17 protein-coding genes are annotated in these 24577 nt (G+C 51.5%); 14 read left to right on the top strand and 3 right to left on the bottom strand.

Annotation, left to right across the window (positions count from 1 at the left end; translation table 11 throughout):
• Positions 1 to 590: 590 nt before the first annotated feature.
• Positions 591 to 1370 carry a Cof-type HAD-IIB family hydrolase gene (locus tag ACFQ0N_RS32370; protein WP_379334248.1) on the bottom strand — a complete coding sequence of 260 codons (780 nt, stop codon included), beginning with the start codon at positions 1368 to 1370 and terminating at the stop codon, positions 591 to 593.
• A gap of 239 nt (positions 1371 to 1609) precedes the next feature.
• Here ACFQ0N_RS32370 and ACFQ0N_RS32365 point away from each other — a divergent pair, with 239 nt between their 5' ends.
• From ACFQ0N_RS32365 to ACFQ0N_RS32340, 6 genes are all read left to right on the top strand, one after another.
• On the top strand, positions 1610 to 4396 hold the full coding sequence (locus tag ACFQ0N_RS32365) for an alpha-mannosidase (protein WP_379334247.1): 2787 nt from the start codon (positions 1610 to 1612) through the stop codon (positions 4394 to 4396).
• 81 nt (positions 4397 to 4477) lie between these two features.
• A complete protein-coding gene (locus tag ACFQ0N_RS32360) occupies positions 4478 to 5635 on the top strand; it encodes a glycerate kinase (protein WP_379334246.1) in 1158 nt (385 codons plus the stop codon).
• A 162-nt stretch (positions 5636 to 5797) separates the two neighbouring features.
• A complete protein-coding gene (locus ACFQ0N_RS32355) occupies positions 5798 to 6223 on the top strand; it encodes a GIY-YIG nuclease family protein (RefSeq protein ID WP_379334245.1) in 426 nt (141 codons plus the stop codon).
• An 88-nt stretch (positions 6224 to 6311) separates the two neighbouring features.
• Positions 6312 to 6884 (top strand): RNA polymerase sigma factor, encoded by a 573-nt coding sequence (locus ACFQ0N_RS32350; protein WP_379334250.1) that lies wholly within the window; start codon positions 6312 to 6314, stop codon positions 6882 to 6884.
• Entirely contained in the window at positions 6881 to 8431 is a 1551-nt protein-coding gene (locus tag ACFQ0N_RS32345) for an ABC transporter substrate-binding protein (protein ID WP_379334244.1), read from the top strand. Before ACFQ0N_RS32350 ends, ACFQ0N_RS32345 begins: the two co-directional genes overlap by 4 nt.
• Positions 8428 to 9762, top strand: coding sequence for an ABC transporter substrate-binding protein (locus tag ACFQ0N_RS32340; protein ID WP_379334243.1), 1335 nt, complete (start codon positions 8428 to 8430; stop codon positions 9760 to 9762). The genes ACFQ0N_RS32345 and ACFQ0N_RS32340 overlap by 4 nt, the downstream gene beginning before the upstream one ends.
• Positions 9763 to 9968: 206 nt before the next feature.
• Here ACFQ0N_RS32340 and ACFQ0N_RS32335 read toward each other — a convergent pair whose 3' ends face one another.
• A complete protein-coding gene (locus tag ACFQ0N_RS32335) occupies positions 9969 to 10082 on the bottom strand; it encodes a putative holin-like toxin (RefSeq protein ID WP_379334242.1) in 114 nt (37 codons plus the stop codon).
• Between the two features lie 266 nt (positions 10083 to 10348).
• Between ACFQ0N_RS32335 and ACFQ0N_RS32330 the strand changes: the two genes are divergently transcribed.
• Both ACFQ0N_RS32330 and ACFQ0N_RS32325 read left to right on the top strand, forming a co-directional pair.
• Positions 10349 to 11704, top strand: coding sequence for an ABC transporter substrate-binding protein (locus tag ACFQ0N_RS32330; RefSeq protein WP_379334241.1), 1356 nt, complete (start codon positions 10349 to 10351; stop codon positions 11702 to 11704).
• A 222-nt stretch (positions 11705 to 11926) separates the two neighbouring features.
• Positions 11927 to 12061 (top strand): hypothetical protein, encoded by a 135-nt coding sequence (locus ACFQ0N_RS32325; RefSeq protein WP_285889992.1) that lies wholly within the window; start codon positions 11927 to 11929, stop codon positions 12059 to 12061.
• 248 nt (positions 12062 to 12309) lie between these two features.
• Here ACFQ0N_RS32325 and ACFQ0N_RS32320 read toward each other — a convergent pair whose 3' ends face one another.
• Positions 12310 to 13545 (bottom strand): ROK family protein, encoded by a 1236-nt coding sequence (locus ACFQ0N_RS32320; RefSeq protein WP_379334240.1) that lies wholly within the window; start codon positions 13543 to 13545, stop codon positions 12310 to 12312.
• A gap of 2791 nt (positions 13546 to 16336) precedes the next feature.
• Between ACFQ0N_RS32320 and ACFQ0N_RS32315 the strand changes: the two genes are divergently transcribed.
• From ACFQ0N_RS32315 to ACFQ0N_RS32290, 6 genes are all read left to right on the top strand, one after another.
• Positions 16337 to 17233 carry an ABC transporter permease gene (locus ACFQ0N_RS32315; protein WP_379334239.1) on the top strand — a complete coding sequence of 299 codons (897 nt, stop codon included), beginning with the start codon at positions 16337 to 16339 and terminating at the stop codon, positions 17231 to 17233.
• Between the two features lie 18 nt (positions 17234 to 17251).
• Positions 17252 to 18130: a carbohydrate ABC transporter permease gene (locus ACFQ0N_RS32310; protein ID WP_379334238.1), complete on the top strand. Its 879-nt coding sequence runs from the start codon at positions 17252 to 17254 to the stop codon at positions 18128 to 18130.
• A gap of 44 nt (positions 18131 to 18174) precedes the next feature.
• Positions 18175 to 19776: an extracellular solute-binding protein gene (locus ACFQ0N_RS32305; RefSeq protein ID WP_379334237.1), complete on the top strand. Its 1602-nt coding sequence runs from the start codon at positions 18175 to 18177 to the stop codon at positions 19774 to 19776.
• Positions 19777 to 19908: 132 nt separating this feature from the next.
• Positions 19909 to 22254: a helix-turn-helix domain-containing protein gene (locus ACFQ0N_RS32300; RefSeq protein WP_379334236.1), complete on the top strand. Its 2346-nt coding sequence runs from the start codon at positions 19909 to 19911 to the stop codon at positions 22252 to 22254.
• A gap of 101 nt (positions 22255 to 22355) precedes the next feature.
• On the top strand, positions 22356 to 23399 hold the full coding sequence (locus tag ACFQ0N_RS32295) for a LacI family DNA-binding transcriptional regulator (protein ID WP_379334235.1): 1044 nt from the start codon (positions 22356 to 22358) through the stop codon (positions 23397 to 23399).
• A 305-nt stretch (positions 23400 to 23704) separates the two neighbouring features.
• Complete coding sequence (locus tag ACFQ0N_RS32290; protein WP_379334234.1) at positions 23705 to 24559, top strand: sugar phosphate isomerase/epimerase family protein; 855 nt, start codon at positions 23705 to 23707, stop codon at positions 24557 to 24559.
• The last annotated feature ends 18 nt before the right edge of the window (positions 24560 to 24577 follow it).

The following is a 24577-nucleotide window of genomic DNA, read 5'->3' as shown; positions in this document are numbered from 1 at the left end:
GTGCGAAGTTAACTTTTGCCGAATTTGATCGGTTATTTGAGCTGGACAAATTACCATCGGAATGGCTAGTTTTGCTTACCAGTTTCTTGAAAATGCGACCCTAAATATTGGATAATCAACAGGCCTGTAGAAAATACAACATTCGAACCCGCATTCTGCCGTTTTAGCTGCAAATGTTGTACGTTTTGCAACAATCATCGCTATTTAAGCCCCCTGAAGGAGCCAATTGTTGCATTTCGTACAACAATTGGGAGTCTACTTGCTTCCTCCCATCGATTTGTTGCATAAACTGCAACATTTGAGCGCCTTTTCCACTCATCTAAGCTTATCTAAGTATCAGCGGCAGGGCGGCGGACCGTAGATCCGTTATCTGTGAACAAATGTGCCAAAACGGCGGGGCTGCGGACCATGGTTCCACTATTGCCCTCAAATCGCCACGAAAATCAGGCAAAACCCGCAAATAACGGATCCTCTGTCCGCGAACACTTCGAATCGGCTTTCTTTGGAACAAATAACGGATCGTAGGTCCGCCTAAGCTGATTTCAACACCCGCGTGATGCCCCCTGCGCGGGACCGGGAGTTATCGCGGATTAGAGCGGATAGCCCAACTGCTTCAAGCCATTCCATATGCCGTCCTCGCTGGAGGAGGTGGTGACGAGATCGGCTGCGCGCTTCGCTTCAGGCACCGCATTGCCCATCGCAATACCTGTGCCTATCGTCGTAAGCATTTCGATATCGTTCAATCCATCGCCAAATGCGATGCATTTCCGGTTTTCGACGCCGATAGCCTTCAGCAAATGATGAATGCCTACCGCCTTGGAGCTGCCGAGCGGCAAGATGTCCACCACATGCTCATGCCAGCGAACAAAGCGAAAATGCGGGAATTGTTTTTCGTAGTGCGCCTGCTCGTCAACGGTTACAAACAAGTTGCCCTGGTAGACGGGGGAGTGGCGGAAAAAAGCTTTATCGACATTGGGATAAGGGAGATTGATCGAGGAAAAGCCGGCGGTGATAACCGGATGAGCCTCCTGGGTAACAGCGATTTCGGCGTGATTAAAATAAGCAATCGCATGTCCTGCCTCATCGGCAAATTGCGATATTTGTTCCAGCGAATCTATAGCCATCGGGTTTTCATAAATCATTTTACCCTCGTATACAACGTATTGGCCATTGATAGATACATAAGAATTGATATTGAGCTCCTCCCGCACCCATTCGAAGGAAGAAGGATTTCGTCCTGTCGCGATGGCGGTATGCACGCCATTTTCCTGCAGCATGCGAACAGCCTGCCTGGTTGATTCGGGAATTTGATTCTGATCATTTAGTAAAGTGCCGTCAATATCAAAAAACACCAGTTCATGTACTGTCATGTCTCTCGTCCTCCCGCTTAATATATTTTACTAACTCCATATAGCCTAAGCTATGAAATGCCTTTCATGTCAAGGGGAGAAAATGTAAATCACTGTTTATACGAGCTTTGACAGTGTTGATTGAGGATATCGGTCAAACAAATAATTATATTGACTTATAACGTCATGGGTAATATGATACGGATTAAAAGAAATGATCTATATCATTATAATACATTTTAATGGAGGGATAGAAGTAAATGAGTGCAGCGAATGAAGAGACGCAGAAGCAGCCAATTGCGATTACTAAAATGCATGTAGTGTCCCAGACGCATTGGGACCGGGAATGGTATGAAGATTTTCAAGGATTTCGCACACGGCTCGTCTATATGATTGATGAGCTGCTTGATCATATGGAGCAGGATCCGGAGTATAAGTACTTTATGATGGACGGGCAGACGATTGTGCTTGAGGATTATCTCGAAATTCGTCCGGAAAATCGCGGGCGCCTTGCCAAGCTGATTCAGGCTGGAAGGATCTCCATCGGTCCGTGGTATGTAATGCCGGATGAATATCTTGTAAGCGGCGAAGCTTTAATCCGCAATTTGGAAAAAGGGATGAAGCTGTCGCGCACGTGGGGCGTGGAGCCAATGATGTCCGGCTTCGTTACCGATATTTTTGGCCATAACAGCCAATTGCCGCAAATTTTGCGCCAGTTCGGCATCGATAATGCTGTGCTGTTTCGCGGCTTTCGCGGTGATGGCGATCCGGCGGAGATCTGGTGGGAGGGGGCGGACGGCAGCCGTGTGCTGGGGCTTAAGCTGGACGAGGACCGCAGCTACAGCGATTTTTACTTTGCCATTCGCTGGCCTTTTTTTGAGCGCGATGACGCTTACGAGGCGCATCGGGAGGAGGTTATTCAGCGCGCCGCGCAATTGATGGCATATAAAAACGAACGGGCGACGACCTCGCTGGGCATCGGCATGGACGGCGTCGATCATATTGAGATTGAGCCGCAAATGGGGACGCTGCTCCGAATGCTGAACAATGCCGATGAACTGAAGGTTGAATTTGTTCATTCGACGCTGGAGGCTTATTTGGCTGAGCTGCGGACGAAGATCGGCGAGCTGCGGGTATACAAGGGCGAGCTGCGCGAGCAGGCCTTCGATGGGGTTAACAACTGGGTGCCGGAGAACACTTTGTCCTCGCGCGTTCATCTGAAGCAGCACAACGATCGCTGCGAGACGCTGCTGGAAAAATGGACGGAGCCGCTTGCCGTCATCACGGCCTTGGAAGGGCGGGCCTACCCGGCTGCTTTTATCGACAAGGCTTGGGAATTTGTGCTGCAAAATCATCCGCACGATTCGATCTGCGGCTGCTCCATCGATCAGGTGCATCGCGATATGATGTACCGTTTCGATCAGTCCCGCCTGATCAGCGAGCAGATGATTAAGGAGCAAATGCATTTTATTGCGGATCATTTGGATGAGGAGGCTTTGGGCGGCCGTCCTGCTTTTACCGTCTTTAATCCGTCTCAGACCGCAATTGACGGCGTGATTGAGGTGGAATTATCCTTGCCGGCCGGAACCGATGCTTCGGTAACTTGGCCGTTTCTTGGAGGCACGTCCTTCCGCCTATATGATAGTGAGCAGCGCGAGGTTGCTTATCAGCTGATTGAGGTGAAGCGCAACCGGATGCGGCGCTACCGCCCCTACCGCGAGCTGCCGCGAGGCGAGACGGTTGACCGCTTGAGAATTGCTTTTCCGGCTCAGGTGCCGGCCATGGGCTATGCTACTTATCTGTTGGAAAAATATACGATCGAGCCGAATGCGCCGCTCGCTTACAGTGCGCCGAAGATGGTCGCCCCGGTTCGCCACCCGGGCTCGATGCAAACAGGCGAGAACAGCTGGGACAATGGGCGAATCACAGTCAGTGTCGACAGCAACGGCACGATCAATGTGGCTGATAAAGCTTCCGGGCATCAATATAGCGGACTGCTGCTGTTTGAGGATGAAGGGGATATCGGCGACGGCTGGAGCCATATTCCGCCGGTTGCAAATACGCGCATCCGCTCGACCGGCGCACGCGCTGTCGTAACTTCTATTAGCGATGGACCATATCAAGCGACGATCGGCATTGAATTGCAGCTTTCGCTGCCGTGCTCCGCTGCGCAGGATGATACGGGACGCAGCTCTGAGCTGGCAGATGTACCGGTCAGCATCGTGATCGATTTGAAACGGAATGACCCGCTCTTGTATATACGTACTGCGATTACGAATACAGTGCGCGATCACCGGCTGCTGCTGCTGTTCCCGACAGGGCTTGCCGCGGAGCATTATTATACGAGCACGCCGTTCGATTTTGTGCGCCGCGACATTACGCAGCCGGACCGCAGTGATTATTTGCGCAAGCCGTTCGAAACGGTACCCCATAACGGCATAATTATGACAGCCGATGACAAGCAAGGGATGGCGATCTACAGCAAAGGGCTGTATGAAGCCTTCGTCCGCGATCATGAGCAGCGAACGATTGCACTGACGTTGTATAGAAGCACCGGCAAGGAGGTGCTGTGCGACGGCAGCGATGGCGGGCAGCTGCTGGGCAAGCTTGAGTTCGAATACGCGATCCGCTTATTTGCTCCAAATGAAATGACGCATGCAGATTTGTGGAAGGAGTATCAGCGTTATGCGGCCGGCGTACGGACGGCAGATCGCAGAGAAGGCAAGCTCTTCAAGGAGACGCTGCAGGGCAGAACGGCAGATTTGCCGCTCACCGGCGGTTATTTATCTCTCGATTCTTCCGGGCTAATTCTCAGCTCGTACCGGCAGAGCCCTGAAGGCGGCAGTTATTTGGTCCGCATGTTCAATATTGAAGACTCCAATGTGCAGGGCAGGCTGACATTCCGGCAGCAGTTGGCCTCGGCAGAGCTGGTTGATCTTGATGGGCGGCCGCTAGAAGGCGGCGTAACACTGCGAGACAAACACACGCTGGAACTAACGGCCAAGGCGAAGCAAATTGTAACGATCAGGGTTAAGTTTGCGGTATAACTGCTTGCAGATTCATTATCGCCATCATTGCCAATATTCGGTATAATAGATAGCGAATGATATGGCGAGGAGCGCGTGTTGATGACTGACTGCAAGGCGATGCGGATCGTATTGGCTCCGGATTCATACAAGGGGAGCTTGGAAAGTCTGGAAGTGGCGGAGGCGATGGAGGCCGGCATCCGGCGAGTCATTCCTCATGCCGAGGTTATAAAAATCCCGATTGCCGACGGCGGCGAAGGCACGGTCGATGCGGTACTCGCAGCCGTGCCGGGCGAGCGGCGGACCGTGACAGCCAAAGATCCTTTGGGGCGTCCGGTGCAGGCCGCGTACGCGCTGCTGGCAGACGGAACTGCAGTTATTGAAACCGCAGCGGCATCCGGCTTGCCGCTGCTGGAACGATCGGAACGGGATGCGCTGAAAGCGACTACATACGGCACAGGAGAACTGGTGCGCGACGCGCTTGATGCCGGCTGCCGCCGGATTGTAATCGGGCTTGGCGGCAGCGCTACGACCGATGGCGGCATGGGGCTCGGACAAGCGCTCGGCTACCGTTTTCTCGACGGCTGTGACAATGAGCTGGGCTACGGCGGCGGTGAACTGGAGAAGCTGGCAGCGATTGATGCGAGCGCGGCAGATCCGCGGCTGGCTGAGACGGAAGTGATTCTGTGCTGCGATGTCACGAATCCGCTCTATGGCGCGGAAGGCGCGGCGCATATTTTCGCGCCGCAAAAGGGCGCAAACGCCGAGACGGTCGCGCGTCTGGACCGCGGCTTGCGCCGCTATGCCGCCGTGCTGCGCCGCTCGCTCGGCGCGCACGTGCATCGCCTGCCGGGCGCGGGCGCTGCCGGCGGCCTGGGCGCAGGCGCTGCAGCGTTGCTGCACGCCGCGCTGCGCCCAGGCTTTGACCTCCTGGCCGGGATTACCCGGCTGGAGGAAGCGATCGTCGGCGCCGGCCTCGTCCTGACGGGCGAGGGCCGGACCGACGGGCAAACCGCCTGCGGCAAGGCGCCGGCAGGCGTGGCGGGCCTCGCCCGCAAGCACGGCGTGCCCGCCGTCTGCTTGTCGGGCGGGCTCGGCCCGGGCGCGGACGCCTTGTATGCGCAAGGCGTCACGGCGCTGATGAGCATCGTCGACGGCCCGATGAGCCTGGACGATGCTCTGGCGGGAGCGCGGCCGCTGCTGGAGCGCGCCGCGGAGAACGCCGTGCGGCTGTTTGCGGCCGCGCGAGCGGCACGCTGATGAGAAGAAGCCTTGGTCAACTGCTGCTTAGTCGAGCGCGGCGCAGTTGACTGAGGCTTTTTGGTATTTCAGGTTTTAATCTTGAAATGGTATGCTTTGATTAATAGTTGTCAGGCGGGGGAGAGTTCCTTGCTTTGCTTTTTTGAGGAGGAGGCTGAGAAGATGATGAATAGAAGAAAAGAATTGCAGAATGAGTACGGCATGAAAAAACGGGTCATGGGCGTGTTTCAAATTGTGAATACGAATAACGGCAAAGTGTATGTCGCTTCGTCCCCGACGCTGGAATCGGCCTGGACAAGAGAAGAATTTATGCTGAAGATGGGCGGCCACATGAATAAGGCGCTGCAGGCGGACTGGAACGAAACGGGCGGCAAAGGCTTTGAGTTTGAAGTGCTGGAGGAGCTGAAGCTCGGCGACGAGGTGCGCAATGACTATAAAGATATTAAAAGTGCCGATGGCAGCGGCGGAGTCCGCAGAGAGGTTATTCAGGCGTACCGGAACGATTTGCGCCAGCTGGAAGATAAGTGGCTGGAGAAGCTGCAGCCGTATGATGAGAAGGGCTACAACCGCCGCAGGCGGGAGCAATAATCTGCCCGGTACCCCCCTTTTTCTTTCCCCAAAAAAAGTTTGATCCTAAAGGGAACCATTCAAAAATTCAGTCGTCTACTTGTCAGAGGTGAACAACTTGCAGTTCGATTATTTGAAACATATAACCGGCGGCTTGGACCGGGCTGCAGTGCTGGATGAGCTGATGAGAGAGTATGGCAAGGACGTCTGGAACTTTGCTTACTTCTTGACCCGCCAGCGTGAATTGGCAGATGACATCGTACAGGATGTGTTTGTGAAGGTGTACGAGCGTTTGTATGATTTTCGCGGACAATCGTCGATCAAGACATGGCTGCTTGCCATTACGCGCAATCAGGCGCGCGATGCGCTGCGTTCGGCCTGGCTGCGCAAGGTGACCTTGCTGCCGGCATGGTTGGAGCGGGATGTGCAGAAGTCGGCTGAGCACGAATGGTTGGACAAGATGGATACTGAGCAAGTATGGAAGACCGTGCTGGATCTGCCGCGCAAATTGAAGGAAGTGCTGCTGCTGAGCGCTCATTATGGCTTTACAATGAAAGAAATTGCGGAGATGCTCAGTATTACTGAAGGTACGGTTAAATCTCGGCTTCACCGGGCGCGGGCTGCGGTGAACCGCAAATGGGCGAAGGAGACGGCTGTATGCGGGGAGGAAGAGTGGGTATGAAGGAGCAGATCAATCATTGGGAGCGAAGGCTTTCCGGCGAGCCTCCGGTTAAGAATGGGTTCACCTCGAAACTTGAACGTAAAGTGAGGGAACGTATTCATATGCAAACCAAACGAAAAAGGCTGCCGATCAAGGCTATTGCGGCTACGCTTGGCGCTGTGGCTGTCATTGGCTGCGGCTGGCTATTCCGCGACGATTTGCAGGGGCTGCTGCAAAAAAATCAACCATCGGATGCATTGGCATCGATTATGGAAGATCCGCTCGCTGAATCTGGCGGTACACTGAAGGCGGCCATTTTTCCGTATGGCGATTTTGATGAGATCAGAAAGCCGTTCATCATTCGTCATCCATCTGTGCAAATCGAACTGGCGACAGCGCCTTTTAATCTGGAACGGGAAGCAGCCAAGTATGTGGAGTGGCTGGAGAAGGAGCAGCCTGACCTTGTGATGGTGCCGCTCAATCTTTTCGGGCAGTTGGCGCAAGAGGGTAAGCTGAAGGCCATCGATGCGTTGATCAAGAAGGATGAATTCGATCTGGATCAGCTGCATCAGCCATTAGTTGAGCTGCTGCGGACAGCTGGGGGCGGCGAGTTGTACGGCTTGCCAATGGAGTTTGCATCGCGGGCGCTTTTCATCAACAAGACGCTGTTTGCTGAGAAAGGCATTACGCTTCCGGATCCTGAAGGGACGATGACCCTTGACGACGTACTGGCACTTGCTTCACGTTTTACCGGCTCCGGCGTGCAGGGGCTAACCACCGACATACGCAATGCGCCGTACGAACTTGTCCGTTTAATCGGGCAGACGCAGGGGTTGCAGACTGTTGCCTTGGAGCAGGGGAAATATGTGCCTATGGTGCAATCGGACAGCTGGAAACAGATATGGGAAAAGGTGGCGAACGGCTTGGCTGAAGGATGGATTAAGCTGCCGGGCAAGATGGACTTCAGTAAGCAGGTCAGTATGAACGAGATTATGAAAAATGATCTGTTTGCGCAGGGCAAGGCGGCAATGTCGCTGGCCGACAATACGTTCTATGCAAATTTGGTTAGTCAGGAGCAGAGGGCGAAGGAAGGCGGAAAGTTGGACTGGATGACGGTATCCTATCAGATTGATCCGGCGGCTACAAATCAAATTGAATATTTGAGTACGCCTTATGTTTATGCGGTTACAGCAGATAGTCCCAATGAAAAGGCAGCTTGGGAGCTGCTTAAATTTATTGCGGGATCGGCAAACGCCAAGCGTATGGATCAGAGTGATAGGAGAAATGGGCGATTATTGAACCGCACCTCGGAAATGAAATCTGCAGCGGAGGACAAATGGAGCGGGTTCTACGGCATGAAGGTGGATCCGGCAAAGGTGGTTGCTGAATGGACGCTGCGGGGAGACAGCCGTTATTTAGCGGCGGAGCGGATCATACAAAGCGAGGGCGATCAGCAGTTTAGAGCCGTGCTGGAGCAGCAAAAATCGATTGATCAGGCGCTGGCGGATTTGCAGACCAGTCTGCAGGCCTCATTTGCCAAACTCGGAAAGCCGGGTGAGGGAGCATGAAGAGACCGGGGATTATAGCCATTGTTCTGCTCGCTGTATTGGCATTGACTGCATGCACGTCCGATAAACCGTCAACAGGCAGCGGGAAAAAAGTTTTGAAAATAGCTGTGGATTCTAAAGGTAGTTACGATTATTTATATAGAGATTATATCGATGCTGCATTCCCGGATACCGAAATTGAATTAATAGAGCTGTGGCCGGACTATAAAGTGCCAGTGTCGAACGAGGAGTATGCCGAAAAGGTAAAACAGGAAAAAGCGGATCTTATCTTTACATGGACAGAACGCTACACTTATTTGGCCAGAGAGGGAATTCTGACTGATCTGTCTGCGCGGATGTCCGGCAGCGGGATGAAGGAGGAAGAGTTTTATCCCGGAATGCTGGAATGGTTAAAGGGGCATGGCGATGGCGTATTATACGGATTGTCCAATCAGTTCAATAGCTCAGTCCTGTACTATAACGAGGATTTGTTCGAAAAATATGGCGTAGAACCGCCCCATGACGGCATGACGCTGGCAGAAATATATCAGCTGGGCGATCGTTTCCGCACGGCAGGCGGCGGGAGCGAAGGAATCGTGGGTTATTACGAGCAGTTTATCGATCAGCCTTATGCGATGCTGCAGACTTTTGCCACCAGTGAAGGCTTGCGGATGATCGACTTTTCGCGGGGACAGGTAGCGATGGATACGCCGCTTTGGCGCAGCACGATGGAAACGATGATCAATCTGTATAAGAACGATACATTGTCGATGCATGAAACGAAAAGTGAGATGATCGATGGCGAGAAGACCTTTACGAAGGAGGCGATGGAGGCCGGCGACCTGTTCGGGCAAGGGAAAGCAGCCATGACAAAAATGCGCTATTCATCGGCTGAAGGCAGCAAGTATCCGTTCAAGACAGGTTACGCTGTAGCGCCGGTCAGTTCTTCCGATCCGACACGCAGCGGCGATATCGACATTTACCGGATTATGGCTATTCCAAATGCCGCGGACAACCCGGATTTGGCTTGGGACGTTATCCGTTTCATGTCGAGCGACCATTTGGCCAAAGTATTTGCCAGTCTTGGCAATGAAGATGGCTTTTCGACGCATAGCTCCCAGCTGCGTTATACTTCCGATCCGGTCATTACCCGAATTTTCGAGCTGATGCCGATTGTGCTGCCTGACAGCGAAGCGGTGGATCAATGGGACTTAGCGACGTTTTATAAGCCGTTCGAGGATGTTGTTAATCGTGAGCTGAAGGAGGCGATTACTGACAATAAGCCGCTCGACGACGTCATTGCCGCGATTCAAAAAGACGGTCAGGCGATACTGGACAAAGCTAAGCGTTAGTATGATGTAAGTGCCAGGTTTCGCAACTTGCCGTCCTGTGATATAGTAATAATAAGATAACGAGGGAACCGGTTGCCGCCGATTCCCTTGCCACATGCAATTCCAGCTGATTTTTTCAGGATAGCCGCTTTTTAAGGGCGGTATGGCAATGAACAATATGAAGCTAGGCTTAAAGAAGTAGACCGCAATCCTTGTCACGGGGCGGCCTACTTCTTTTTGTTGTGGTTCGTGGCTGCAATGATCGTCACAATTAACGTTATTAAGGCAATAAGCAGCGAACCGGTCCCCATCATAAGCGTCAATACTTCTTTAACCTCCACAGGCATCACCTCCCTTCCCGGAGGCATCCGCCAGGCCGCCCTCGCAAGCCTTCTATGTTTCTATTATACCGAACTTATGTTCGCATTTAAAGCGTTCTTATAGAACGATTTTCCGTCTGGGCATATCGTCCCTCTTTTGTCGGATTGGCGTTCAAGCTTCCATGTATTGGAGCTATTAAGGGAAAGTTAAGAAAATATCAAGCGCATAGTTAAGAACTTCTATTTAAGCTATTTTTAGAAAATATGGGAGAGGGAGGAGCAGATCAGTGAAGCATTCGGTTAGGAGGAATAGCATTGTAACGCTTACCTTGCTGCCAGCGCTGCTGTTAACATTGCTTTTGTCAGGCTGCATGGCAAATTCGACTGACCCGAATCCGCAGCAACCGCTCAAAATCGCGGTCGATTCGGAGGAGTATTACAATTTTGCTTACCGCACATTTATTGAAGGCGTTTATCCGGATCAGCAGATTGAATTGATTGAACTGGTGCCGGACGAAAAAGGGACGCCGCCTGAAGAGTACATCCGCAAAGTCAGAGAGGAAAAACCGGATCTCATTTTAACCGCTATTTGGCGTTATGGAGCGCTTGTCGAGGAGGGGCTGCTCGCAGATTTATCGCCGCAGCTCACGGCCGGCAGCAGCATGGAGGAGACGGACCTGTATCCGGGGATGATCGAATGGATGAAGCAGGACGGTAACGGCATTTTGTATGGGCTTGCACCGGAATTCAGCAGTCAGATACTTTACTATAATGCAGATTTGTTTGCGAAATATGGGGTTGCCCCGCCAACGGACGGTATGACGCTTGAGGAAATTTATAAGCTGGCCACCCGTTTTACCGAGGCGGGAGGCCGCAAGGATGGAACGGTCGGCTTGCATCGGCAGTATTCCAATATGCCTTACAGTGTATTGTCCGCATTTGCAGAGAGCGAGGGGCTGCGAATGTATGATTCGCGCCAAGGGATTACGATGAATACGCCGGGCTGGCGAGACTTGCTGCAAAAAGTGATCCAGCTTTATAAAAATGAAACATTGTCGCTGAAAGCGCCGAAAGTTACAAAAATGGAAGCGGACGGCATAACAATCTACAACTATGAAGATGACGGGTCCGGCGATCTGTTCGGTCATGGCAAGGCAGCGATGACGATCATGCGCTATACGGCAGACAGCAACAACTGGCCTTTCAAGGTTGGGGCAGTCGCTCCGCCGGTCAGCGAGCAGGATCGCAGCCGCAGCAACGGGATCTTTGTGAATAAGGTGATGGCGATCGGCGCCGAGGTGGATAACGCCGCCGCGGCCTGGCAAATGATCGAGCTGATGACAAGCGAGCGGATCGCGAAAATTAAAGCGAAAAATACGCGATCGGGGTTTTCTGTCCATCGGACCTATCCGCAATACAGGAAAGATCCGCTGGTGGAAAGGCTGTTCAAGCTGATGCCAGTTCATTTGCCGCCTGATCGCGGAGAGGGCGTACACGACTCGAACTTTTATTACGATTTTGAGGCGCTGATCAATCGGGAGATTACAGCCGCCGTGCAGCAGAACAAGCCGCTGGATGATGTGGTGTCAGCTATTCAAAAAGAAGGCCAGGCTATGCTGGAAGCAGCAAGCCGGACCGAGTAAGCGTTCTGCCGCGAACTCGTTAAAACGCCTGGCGTGGATATTGCCACGGTAGCGGAGCTGGCGGGCGACGCCGATACACGCAGCCTAGAGAGGCCGAAATTGAACTTGCTTTTGATCGGGCTTTTACAGAAGTCTTTAAATCTAGTAAAATCGTAATATGGACTGAAAAGTGGTGGATGTTTTTGGGTCACGGTGTAGCTGCCCTGAAAGGGGGTGACGCCGATGGCCGTACTTGTGGCGTTGCTGGACGTGCTCCGATGGATTGCCGCGATTCTAAGCCTAGTGTTTGGAATCCGGAAGCTTTTCCGTTGGCTGAAGCGTAAGTTTCGCAAGAACAAGCAAAAACCCACCGCGTAAGGTTGGCGCCTAATGGTGGGTTTTTGCATCTGATTTAATTTCAATGCACAACGCCGTGGTGATCCACAGCCTTTCAAGTCCTGAGAGCCTTTACCGATGCAACGGTAAAGGCTCTTTTATATTGTTGACTCCATTTTACCACGACATACGCATTTTATGCAATGCAAGAGCGCTGCGCTCGTATTCCTTCTTCATCGTGATGTTAAGGTTCTATCTCTGCTGATCGCAGACGAAGCGAAACCGCAGGATCAGTCTCCGATGCTGCCCTTCACGTGTGTAAAAAATCGGCTGATTGCATAATAAGCTGCGCCGCGTACGGCGGATTGATCCTCAAGCTCAGCGAATTGCAGCTTCAATTGCCTGCGGTGATAGGAAAGCGCCCGCCGTTCGACAGCGCTCTGCAGCGCCGCTTCGATCCAGTGTCTGGCCCCGCTGATGCGATTGCCGATAATGACTGCATCCGGATTGAAAATGTTGACAATGTTGGCAATGCCGATCCCCAGCGCTTCGCCGATGCTGCTGAACATCGCCCGTACGCGCTCGTCGCCGGCGTCCGCGGCGGCCAGCAATTGCTCAAGATCAACGTCCGCATAGCCTGCGGCTCGTGCATGCTCGAGCAACGCATTCTCCGAGGCATACAGCTCCCAGCAGCCAATATTGCCGCAGCGGCACGGCTTGCCATGCCGTTCAATCGAAAGATGGCCAAGCTCGCCGGAAAAGCCGGCAGCCCCTTTGTACAGTTCCTTATTCAAAATAATGCCTGTACCGATGCCGATCCCGACACTGACATAAACAAGATTGGCGATGCCGCGGCCGGCGCCGTATTTTTCCTCTCCTTGCGCGCCGGCATTCGCTTCATTGTCAATCGTAACCGGCACTTGATGGCGCTGCTCGAGCTTCTGCCGCAGCTCAATCCCGCTCCAGCCCAGATTGGGAGCGAAGAGAATCATGCCCTGATCGTCGACGATGCCGGGCACGCCAATCCCGATGCCAACCAGACCGTAAGGACTGGCCGGCATCTTTTGCTTAAGCTGATCGATGCAAGCGGAAATTTGCCGGGCGGCTTCATCAGGGTCGTGCGAAGCCAGCTTTACTGTCAGTTCATGCCGTTTTGGCTGCTTTGACTGCTTGTCTGCTGGCGTTTTCATGGCAGCCGCTTCAGTTGCCACCTCGCCATCCAGCCCGGTTAATACCCCGCGAATTTCATTGACGCCTACATCGATGCCGATCGCATAACCGGCAGCGGCATTAAAAATGAGCATGACCGGCTTTCTGCCGCCGCTGGATTTGCCTTGACCGATCTCCAGCACCAGATGGCTGTCGAGTAGATCCTGCACAAGGTTTGAGACTGTGGCTTTGTTGAGCCCTGTCCGCTCGGAAATTTGCGCGCGTGAAAGCGGAGCATGCGCAAGGATGGCCTCCAGCACGATCGCTGTATTTATTTTTTTGACCATGGCGAAATCGCCGGTTGATTTGGCTTTCATCGGATGGTTATACCCCTGTCTGATTGGTAGGGCTGCAGTTAGTTGCTTTGCGCAGGCGGACAGAGAATCCGTTATTGGGCCGAAAAACAGGCAAATAGGTAGTTCGTGGACAGAGAATCCGTTATTTGCGGGTTTTGCTTGACTTTCATGGCGATTTGGAGCAAATAACGGAACCAGTGTCCGCGACCTCGTCATCTTGGCTGGTTTGTTCACAAATAACGGAACGACGAGGCTGTCGATTTTCTGTGAGAGGGCGATTTTTTGCCTGAGAAGCGGGCAACTGCGAGTCAAGCGGACATACGATCCGTTATTTTGTCGAAAGCCGGCTCATGCTGAGGTTCGCGGACATACGATCCGTTATTTTGTCGAAAGCCGGCTCATGCTGAGGTTCGCGGACATACGATTCGTTATTTGCCAGATTTGCGGCGGTTTAGCGGCGATTTAGGACAAATAACGGATCTACGGTCCGCGGCCAGCCATTTCAGCTGATTTGTTCACAGATAACGGATCTGCTGTCCGCTTCGGACCGTTTCACCCGCGCTGACAGATGTCCACAACCACAATTAATCGACGGCCTCCCACGGTCCAATTGCATAGCGTTAAAGCAGTGGCCTGCTGCCCAGTGTGATACATCTATTATAAACTTAGTTTAATCGATAGACAAACTTTTTGGAGCCAGATTGGATAGACCAGAAACAAAGCGGGGCCGCTCTGCGTTAATACTAGTTTTCATAATAGATAAAGGGCACAAAAGGATTTTGGAACAAATAGGAAAGCGAACATCAGCGGGATTCCTTTCCATCAGCAGTTGTCGAAGTTTTTCTTCCCGCATGGACGCCAATCGACAGCCTCAGATAGGGCACTAAAGGGATTTTCTGCAATTAGTTTCCCTGTATTTCAGGAATCATGAGGAACTACCTGCATTTTCTCCCTTTAGTTTGCAGCAAAATCGTGAAATTCAGCTGAAATCGGCTACACTAAATACAGGTTTTGCATGTAGATCGCCAATCGTCTGCTAATCCCCAGCAACTAGCGACATAAAATGCAGTTAGTTTGCTACCCCACGCTAGTGCGCGGCGTCATCAAGAGGGGGATCGTGCCTGGATGCCCTCTATTTCATCCTTCCAATGCTGATGATTAGGGCTAACGAACCTGAGACACGCTATTGGCCGAAAAAGCGGCTTGCTCTGCGTGTAACGAACCTGAGACACGCTATTGCTGAAAAAAAGGCGGGGAAGGGGCCGATTTTCGGTGAATAACGATCGGTAGATTCGTTACAGCCCGCAAGGCCCCATTATGAGCCGAATAAGGGTTGTCAGGTCTAAGCTTGACCCACATCAGTTCCATGAAATTCCAGCAGACTATTTGTGGAGTAGAACCTGCTATTTAGGCGCTTTTAGGCAAACCATATTCATTGAGTATTTCCAACGAAAAACTTAATGTGGAATAAAAATCCTTAAAAACTCCTTTTAAGGAACGTGTAGAAGAACCCTCTTCACTATAGAAATCAGCTTTTTCGAAACAAAACACCTGATGGTAATCGTTTTCATCACCTTATTGTTCCTTTTTTGGATCAATTATTGTATTTCCATTTAATTGGAAGCGTTGTGGGGCAAGCTTAGTTGTCAGGTTCGTTAGCGGCCCTTCAAATCAAATCTTCCAAGCATACCGAGGTCGAATCCCGAATGAGAAGTTCGGTCGGCAAAGTTATTTTCCTATGCTCCTGTCTCGGTTCTCGATTAATAAAAGCAGCAGTTTGGCCGCTTCCTGGCCCAGTTCGATTTCCTTTTGCTTGATGCAAGTTGGGTGAATGAGCGCTTATTCGGAAATGTGTAATCATCGAAGAAGATGAGCGACAATCTTCCAGAATACGAAAGCCGAGACATTTCGCGGCTTTGGCCATTTGCACTCCGACGCCGGAAGTAGATGCGAACACAGCAGTTATAGCTTCGTTCGCTTTGAGGAACTCGGTCAGTTCATCATACGATTGCATGTTGAGGAGTTGAAGGTGATGATCGACCGGAATACGATGCTGAACGAGACATTCTTCGTAGCCTTTAAGCGGTCCTCTATGCTTGAAGTTCCTTGATGATTCGTTGTTCTCCATCTGGGGCAATAAAAGAGCTACCATTTGCAGTTCCTTCGGGCTTTGCGACCACCCGCTAAACGCGGATTCATCCGACCCCCCGACATGACGAACGATCCTTTTCCTTGTATGCGGTAAATCAGACCTTTTTCGACAAGTTCCGAAAGCGCTTTTTTGAGTCAGACGATAGCATCTTTGTACAAGGAACAGGAATCGATGAAGCGGGGAAAACTTATACGGTACAAAATGACTCCGTAAGCGGTCCGGGGACGGCGGTTTTTTGTGCGCATTACAGCCACGAACTGGCAATTGCGAGCTATGCGGACATAGGTATAGGATCCGTTATTTTGCCGAAATGAGTCTATTCGGAGCTTCCGCGGACACAGGATCCGTTATTTGCCGATTTTGCGGGGGGTTAGCGGCGATTTGGGGCCAATAACGGATCTACGGTCCGCGAGCAGGTCGTTTCAACTGTTTTGTTCGCAGATAACGGATCCACGGTCCGCTCAGGTCCGCTTCGCCTACTGCTGGCGGGCCCTTATTGGCGTATAATCGGGCAACAGCGCGAGATTGCAAAAAAAGCCGACGAGAAAATTATTGCAGATAGACAGCTGCCGGCCTCCTTCTTACAATTAACGGTATTACAGTTGCTGCGGCGCCGCGGACAACTGCAACTCTTAATTGCAAACAAATGGAGGCTGCCGTATGGCCAGTGTGCTGCGCAAGCATTGGCAAATGTATTTGCTGCTTGCACCTGTTATTGTTTATTTTGTCGTCTTTCACTATGTGCCGATGTACGGCGTACAGATCGCGTTCAAAGATTTCATTGCGACAAAGGGCATTACCGGAAGTCCCTGGGTCGGGCTGAAGCATTTCGAACGTTTTTACCAAAGCTATTATTTTTGGCGTCTGATCAAGAATACGTTGGGCATCGGCTTGTACCAGCTGCTTGTCGGGTTTCCTGTACCGATCGTGCTCGCTTTAATGATTAACGAGCTGAGGGTCAAACGGTTCAAGAAGGTTGTGCAGACGGTCACATATGCCCCGCATTTTTTGTCCACCGTCGTTATGATCGGCATTCTCGTTATTTTCTTGTCGCCGGATACCGGAATTGTCAATCATCTTATTCGCGCCGCGGGCGGCGAGCCCATCGCTTTTTTGACCGAACCGTCTTGGTTCAAGTCGTTGTACGTCTTCTCCGGCATCTGGCAGCAGATGGGATGGAGCTCGATCATTTATTTGGCAGCGCTGTCAGGGGTCGATCCGCAGCTGCATGAGGCGGCCCGCGTAGACGGGGCGAGCAGGCTGCAGCGCATCCGGCATATCAACCTGCCGTGCATGATGCCGACGATTATCATTTTGCTTATTTTGAATACGGGGTCGATTTTGAGCGTCGGTTTCGAGAAAGTGTTCCTGATGCAAAATGATATGAATCTGGAAAGCTCGGACGTATTCGCTACCTACGTCTACCGCAGCGGCCTATTGGGCGCGCAGTACAGTTTTTCCGCGGCCGTCGGCCTGTTCAGCAATATCATCAATTTTATACTGCTCGGCAGTGTCAATTTCATCGCCAGAAAAGTCGGGAACACCAGCTTATGGTAATCGAAAGGGGAGAGAGCATTGGGGGACACCCGCGGAGATAAGCTGTTTGGCTTTATAAACGGCCTGCTGCTTGTGGTCATTTTGCTAGTTGTTCTGTATCCGCTTGTTTTTGTATTGAGCGCATCTGTCAGCAATCCCGCCGTTGTATCGCGGGGCGAGCTGTGGCTGCTTCCGAAGGAGCTGACGCTCGTCGGCTACCAGAAGGTCTTTCAAAACCAGGAGATACTGACCGGTTACCGAAATACGATTGTCTATACAGTTGTCGGCACTTCCGTCAATTTGTTGTTGACGATATTGGCAGCGTTTCCATTGTCGCGGACCAATCTGCCCGGCCGCAACGTTATTATGTTTGCCTTTGTGTTTACAATGTTTTTTAGCGGCGGGCTGATTCCTTCCTACCTTGTCGTCAAAAAGCTCGGATTGCTGAATGGCATGTGGGCGCTAGTTCTGCCAGGGGCGGTCTCCGTCTACAACATCATCATTATGCGGACATTTTTCCGGACGAGTGTGCCGTATGAGGTGCAAGAGGCGGCGATGATCGACGGCTGCACGGTCCTGCAAATTTTGTACCGCATTATGCTGCCGCTGTCGATGCCGATTATTGCCGTAATGGTGCTGTTCTACAGTGTCGACCATTGGAATTCTTATTTTAATGCACTTATTTATTTGACAGATCGCGACAAGTTCCCATTGCAGCTTATTTTGCGCGAAATTTTGATCCAGAACCAGATGGATAAAATGGCAGGGGGAGCTTCGGCGCTGTCCGAACAGATCATGTACGGGCAAGCGATCAAGTATGCGGTCGTCATTGTTGCCAATTTGCCTGTCTTCTTGCTGTATCCGTTTTTGCAGCGGTATTTCGTCAAAGGGATGACGATAGGCGCAATCAAAGGGTAATCCAATCTGATATAGCATGCTAAAAAAATAGGAGGTCAACAGCGATGAAAAAACGACGTTATTCCCGGCTGCTTCCGGTGCTGGCGATGATCGGGGCTGCGGCGCTGGCCGGTTGCGGCAATCAGAATGAAGGAGCTTCCGGCGAGGGAGCCGCCAAGGAAACGGAAGTGAAACAGGAAGGGATGCCGATCGTCCAGAATAAAATCGAACTGGAGTTTTTCGCTCCTAAGCGGTTCGCGGCTGCGGACTGGAACAATTTGATGCTATGGCAGGAATATGAAAAGATGAGCAATATCCATGTCAGATGGAATACGGTTGACCGCGACAATCTGGTAGAGAAGCGGAACATTTTGTTGGCGGGCGGCGATTATCCGGATGCGTTTTACGGGAACCGGTTTACGCCTGCGGATCTGATGCTGTACGGTGAACAGGGCGTTTTTATTCCGCTGAACCAGTTGATCGACGACTATGCGCCGAATTTCAAAAAGCTACTGGATGCGAATCCGGAATTGCGCAAGGCGATTACGATGCCGAACGGCAACATTTATTCTTTTCCTACTGTAACCGATCCGGATTTTACTTCCATGCTGACGGGCGCTTTCATGTGGTACAGCCAGGAGTGGCTCGACAAGATCGGGCAGCCGGAACCGCAGACGACAGAGGAGTTCTATCAGTATTTGAAGGCGATCAAGCAGCATGATCCGAAGATGATCCCGCTCGGCGGCGGACCGGGCTGGAACTACCTCGGCAATTACTTGTACGGCGCGTGGGGGCTGGGCAACCGCGGTACATCTCACCCTTATGTGGACATTGATCCCGAGAGCAATGAGCTGCGCTTTTTCCCGGCGGACGACCGGTATAAAGAGCTGCTCCAATATGTAAACGGGATTTATAGCGAAGGGCTGATCGATAAAGACTTTTTCACCGCCAATGCCGATCAGATCATCGCCAAGGGATCGCAAGGCGTATATGCAGTCATTGCCGACTATAACCCGGAAGCGGTCTACAGCAATTTGAAAGGCTATGTCGGCGCTTCGGCGCTCGCCGGCCCGCACGGCGACAAAATCTATTCCTATATCGGATCGCCGGTCGGCAACCCGGGACAATTCGTCATTACAGACAAAAACAAGCATCCCGAAGCGACCGTGCGGTGGGTGGATCATCTGTATAGCGACGAAGGGATCAAGATGTTTTTTATGGGCTTCAAGGACAAAACGTTTGTTGAGCAGCCGGACGGCGAGGTCGACTATACAGACGAGATCAAACATAATCCGGAAGGGCTGACACAGGACCAGGCTGTAGCGCAATATCTCGTTTGGCCGGGCGTCGGTTATCCGAGCATGCTGAAGCAGGCCTATTTCAAAGGCGCGGAAGGGATGCCGGGCTCGATCGAGGCTGCGAAAAAGGTTCAGCCGCATCTGCTCAAGGAAATCTGGCCGCCGTTCAATCATACGAAGGAAGAAACCGAGCGCATGACGGTTTTGAAGACAGATATTGAAACGTATGTAAAAGAAATGACGACCAAATTTATTACCGGCGGCGCTTCCTTCAATGAATGGGGCAAGTATACCGAGACGCTGCATAAAATGGGCTTGCCGGAATACATGGAGATTTATAAAGCGGGCTATGAGCGGTACAAACAATAAGGCGGCGGCAGCGGGGCCGGAGCCGATGCATTAGCGCTCGCAGCATGCCAGTGTTGTAGACTGCCAAAGAACGGGCAATGCCTCCTTCTTTGGCAGTTGCTGTATAGAAACTGGGGGAGGCAAGGGATAAATATGGGCGCACGAGTGAAAATGAGGGCATTGGGGAATAAAGTGAAATCCAGATTTTACAAATATTTTTTTTCGTATATGCTGCTTGTCGTCATTGTGCTCACCATTATGGGCGGAATTGTATATCATAGTTTTGTCGCGGCGCTGGGCGCCGAAATCGGGGACAGCACGGTCGCCCGCCTGACGCAGATCAAACACATTATGGATGCGAAAGTGAACGAGATGAACCGGATGGCGCTGCAGATCGCGGCTAATTCCGCGCTGACTCCGTTTATGGTGGAGGAGAACGGTTACGCTCTATACCGGACAGTATCCGAACTGAAAAAGTACAAGTCGACAAACGCTTTTATTTACGATGTCATGCTGTATTACCCTGCCCAGCATCCCGACAGGCTGTATGCGGCCAGCGGAACGTACGATGCAGACGCCTATTTTGAAACTGTTTACAAGTTTGCCGGCTACAGGCTGGAAGATTTGGACAGCACGCTGGAGAGACTTAACATTCCCGTTCTGCAACAATTGCAGATGGCGGGGATGCAGGAAGGAACTTCGCTGAAAAGGTATATCTATATCGAGCCTTTGTCGCATAACCGGGACGAGCGCTATGGCGCGGTCCTTTTCTTCATTGAGGAAAGCAGCATTTATACGATTATGCAGCAAGCGTTGCAGGACTATTACGGCATCACCTACATTGTAAGCGAGCAGCAAGAGCCGCTTTATCGGCTGGAGAATGCCGGGATGCAGGCCGCCGAATCGGCCGTGCGTTCGGCAATACGGGCCGCCGCCGCGCAGGAGGCGGGGAACAGGCTGCAAAATGCGTCGATCGAGGGCAAGCAATATTCAATCATCCGCATCCGCTCCGACCATAACTACTGGTCGTACATAACGGTCATGCCGACCGATCAGTTTATGAGTCAGGTGCAGAAGAGCAAGCGCTGGTTCGAATATACGGTTGCAGCTGTCTTTCTCATCGGCTTGCTGATTGCTTTCATCTTCTCGGTGAACAATTATCGTCCGCTGCGGCGGCTGGTGAAAAAGCTGGAGCCGCATCATTCGCTGCCGGGAGCGGCAGGGACGGACGAGTATGACCTGATCTCCCGCGCGGTCGGAGAGATGGAAGCGCAGAAAGAAGGGCTGCTGCATCAGTTGAAAAGCCAGGCTAGCGAATTAAAGGAACAGACGATGCTTTCCTTGCTGTATGGCCGCATGACGAGCAGTCCGTGGGAGGAGCGGCTGGCGCTGGCTTCCATGCGCTTTGCTCATGAACTCGGGGTTGTTCTTTTGTTCCATATTGACGATTATGCCCAGTTTCTGCGGTTGCACTCGACTTCGACCCGGCATTTGCTCAAGTACAGTCTGGTAAAAATGCTGGAGGAGCTGTCGGAAGAAATCGGCGTCGGTTACAGTGTGGAATTGCCCGGCAATCGGACTTTCGCTTTGCTGCTCAATCTGGACGAAGCTGCGGCGGAGAACGGCCGGGCAGTCATGCTGGCCGATAAGTTGCAGCAATTCCTTGCACATTACTGGCAGCTGTCGGTTACAGTAGGCATCGGCTCCTGCTTTGAGGATGTCTCCCTTGCCCACGGCTCCTTCCTTGAAGCGAGCCAGGCGGTGCGCTACCGTTTCATCAAGGGCTGCGGGCAAATTATTAGCTATGAAGATGTGCGCCTGCACGGGCAGAGTCCGAACTGGCAGCCGCTCGAGCTGGAGCGGGAGCTGGTGCTCGCGCTGCGGCAGGCGAGGGCGGACGATGCGCGGCAGATTGTCACCGCCATCTTGCAAAACATTGCGGAGCGGCATATCCCGCTGCGGGCGGCCGAGCTTATCTGTTTCAATCTGGTCAATACATTGATCAAAATATTGATGGAGCTGGGGGTGGAATCGGACAGCCGCTTTCGCGATCTGATCAATGTACTGGCAACAGAAGAATATGAGACGATGGAGCTGCTTGAAGCGTCGATCATTCGTTTGTGCGAGGAATTATGTGCTTATGTAGAGCAGCAGACGGCGGCCAAAGGCACCGGCCTGACCGGCAAAATCCGGGAATATGTCGCGGAGCATTACCGGGATAGCGGGCTGACGCTGGAAATTATCGCGCAGCAGTTTTCGCTGTCGCCTTCTTATGTTACCCGTGTATTCAAGGATTGCACCGGCCATACGCTGATGCGCTATATCGATAACCTGCGGATGGAGAAAGTGAAGGAACTGCTGAAGCACACCGACGTTCCGCTTAAAGATATTATGAACGAGGTCGGCTATAACGATCAAACGAATTTTATCCGGAAGTTTAAACGCAGCGAAGGCTTGACGCCGATCCAGTACCGCAACGTGATCCGGGACGGAAGCTGACGTCTTGCCGTGCCTCCTTTTACGTTTATTCATTGAAACCAATAATATAAACGTGGTAGACTTTTTCGAGAAGCTGCTGCCTGCTTGCAGGATGAGCTTTTGTGACGGAATTGAGGGGCAAAGGAAGGAAACAGATGCAGAAGTCGATGACGATTCAGGAAGTAGCGAGATTAGCCGGCGTTTCTGTAGCTACCGTATCGAGGGTGCTCAATGGCAGCCCATTAGTTAAAGCAAAGACGCGAGAGAAGGTTCTCGCCATTGTTGAGAAATTCGATTATCAGCCCAACTTGCTCGGACGCGATTTAAGAAGGTCGGAAACGATGAAGGTGCTCGTCTTGACATCTTCTCTGGATCATTCCTTTTTCGGTGATATCGTGACTGGAATGGAAGCGCGCGCGCAGGAAGACGGCTATTATGTGCTTATTTGCCCAACCTCGAACAATGTGGAGCGGGAAAAAGAACTGTTTCAGATTTTAAAAAACAGGCTTGCCGACGGCGTTATCGTAATCAGTTCAACTTTGACCGAGGAAGAATTGAGCGCGCTCGGGCAGAAGTACAGCATTGTGCAATGCTGCGAAATTAAAGAGGCGTCTCATACTTGCTCCGTGTCTATTGATGATGAACAAGCAGCGTACGATGCTGTGCGCCACTTCATTGAAGCAGGATACCGGAAAATAGCGCTGATCGGCGGACCTACGGCAATTAAATCGACAAGTTTGCGGGAGCAGGGATACCGGCGGGCATTGCAGCAATATGATATTCCGTACCGTGAAGAATGGCTCAAGTACAGTAATGGCAACCATGAGGATGGAGCGAGACTGGCGGGCGTATTGCTCGGATTGTCAGATCCGCCGTCAGCCATATTGTGCATGAGCGACAGTATTGCCATCGGCTGTGTGAATGCCATTCAGAGGAATGGTTTCACCATACCGGACGATGTGGCCGTAATCGGATTTGATAATACGCGCGAGGCCACGATGGCGTCGCCGGCGCTTACGACCGTGCACCAGCCAAAATATGATTTGGGCTATGTTGCAATGAATCTGTTGATTCATAATATGACAAGCGCAGATAAACGGTATGAAAAAGTGACGTTAGCGCATGAACTGATAGAACGCGAATCGACGCGGGCGCAGGTAAAATAAAGGGAATATGAGCAAAAAAACGGCTAAAGCCGGGCGTGAAGCAGCGTCCACTTTGGCCGTTTTTTATGCCAACTTGCGCTTGCCCGACCGCTTAATATTGGCCATTTCTTCGAGGCTGGTGACAACACCCAATGCAAAAAGTATTGACGAACAAAACATAATAAGCTACAATTCGTGATACACAAATGTAATCCGTTACATTTTGATTAACATCTATTTTATACTAACTTTATAATTATAAATGTAATCTGTTACAATACGTGATTTTGCATTTGTGAATTCATTTTTCGCGGGAGGACTAGAGCATGAGCTTGGAATTTGGCTTGCAGCTTTATTCAGTCAGAGACGAATTGACGAAAGATTTTAAGGGAACATTGGAAAAGGTCGCTGCAATCGGTTACAAAAATGTAGAACTGTTTTTTCACGATGCTGCTAATATCGGGGGCACTGTAGGAGGCTTGAATCCTGCTGAATTGAAGCAAGCATTCGATCAATACGGGCTAAAGGCCGTTTCGGCTCATATTGACCTCGGATTTTTGCCGGAGGACAAGGCGGAGCTGATCGTATCCTATGCGAAGGCAGTCGGGTTCGATTCGGTAGCGATCGCGATCGCTTTCTTCGCCGACAAGCAAGAGGTGCTGAAGATGTGCGCCGACTTGAACAAGGCAGGGAAATATTTTAAGCAGCATGGCATTCAGCTTTATTATCATAACCATTTTGAAGAATTCCAGAAGTTCGAAGGCCAGTATGTGATGGATATTATTCTGGAAAATACCGAGGTTGATTTGGTGAAGGTCGAGTTTGATACGTACTGGGCGATGCGCGGCGGTGTAGACCCGATCGCGTATTTGCAAAAGCTGGGTGACCGCTGTGATTTGCTTCACCAGAAGGATTTGCCGGCTACTGCGCAGCCTGTCAATTTATTCGATGTAATCGGTTATGATACTACAATCGATATGGACTTGATGATCAAGCTGCATAAGATCGAGTATTTTACGGAAGCAGGACAAGGCGTAATGGATATTCCGGCGATCGTATCGGCATTCAGCAGCAAGCCGGAAGCGCGGTACCTGTTCATTGAGCAGGACTGGACAACGCGGAATCAGCTGGAAAGCGTTGAAATCAGCTATAAATATATTTCCCAACTCATTCAACCTTAAAATCGGCAGGAAAGCGGA

It is taken from the genome of Paenibacillus sp. GCM10027626, from assembly GCF_042676285.1.
In the GTDB taxonomy this organism is placed as follows: Bacteria; Bacillota; Bacilli; order Paenibacillales; family Paenibacillaceae; genus Paenibacillus_Z.
This window is presented reverse-complemented; position numbering and strand designations above follow the sequence as displayed.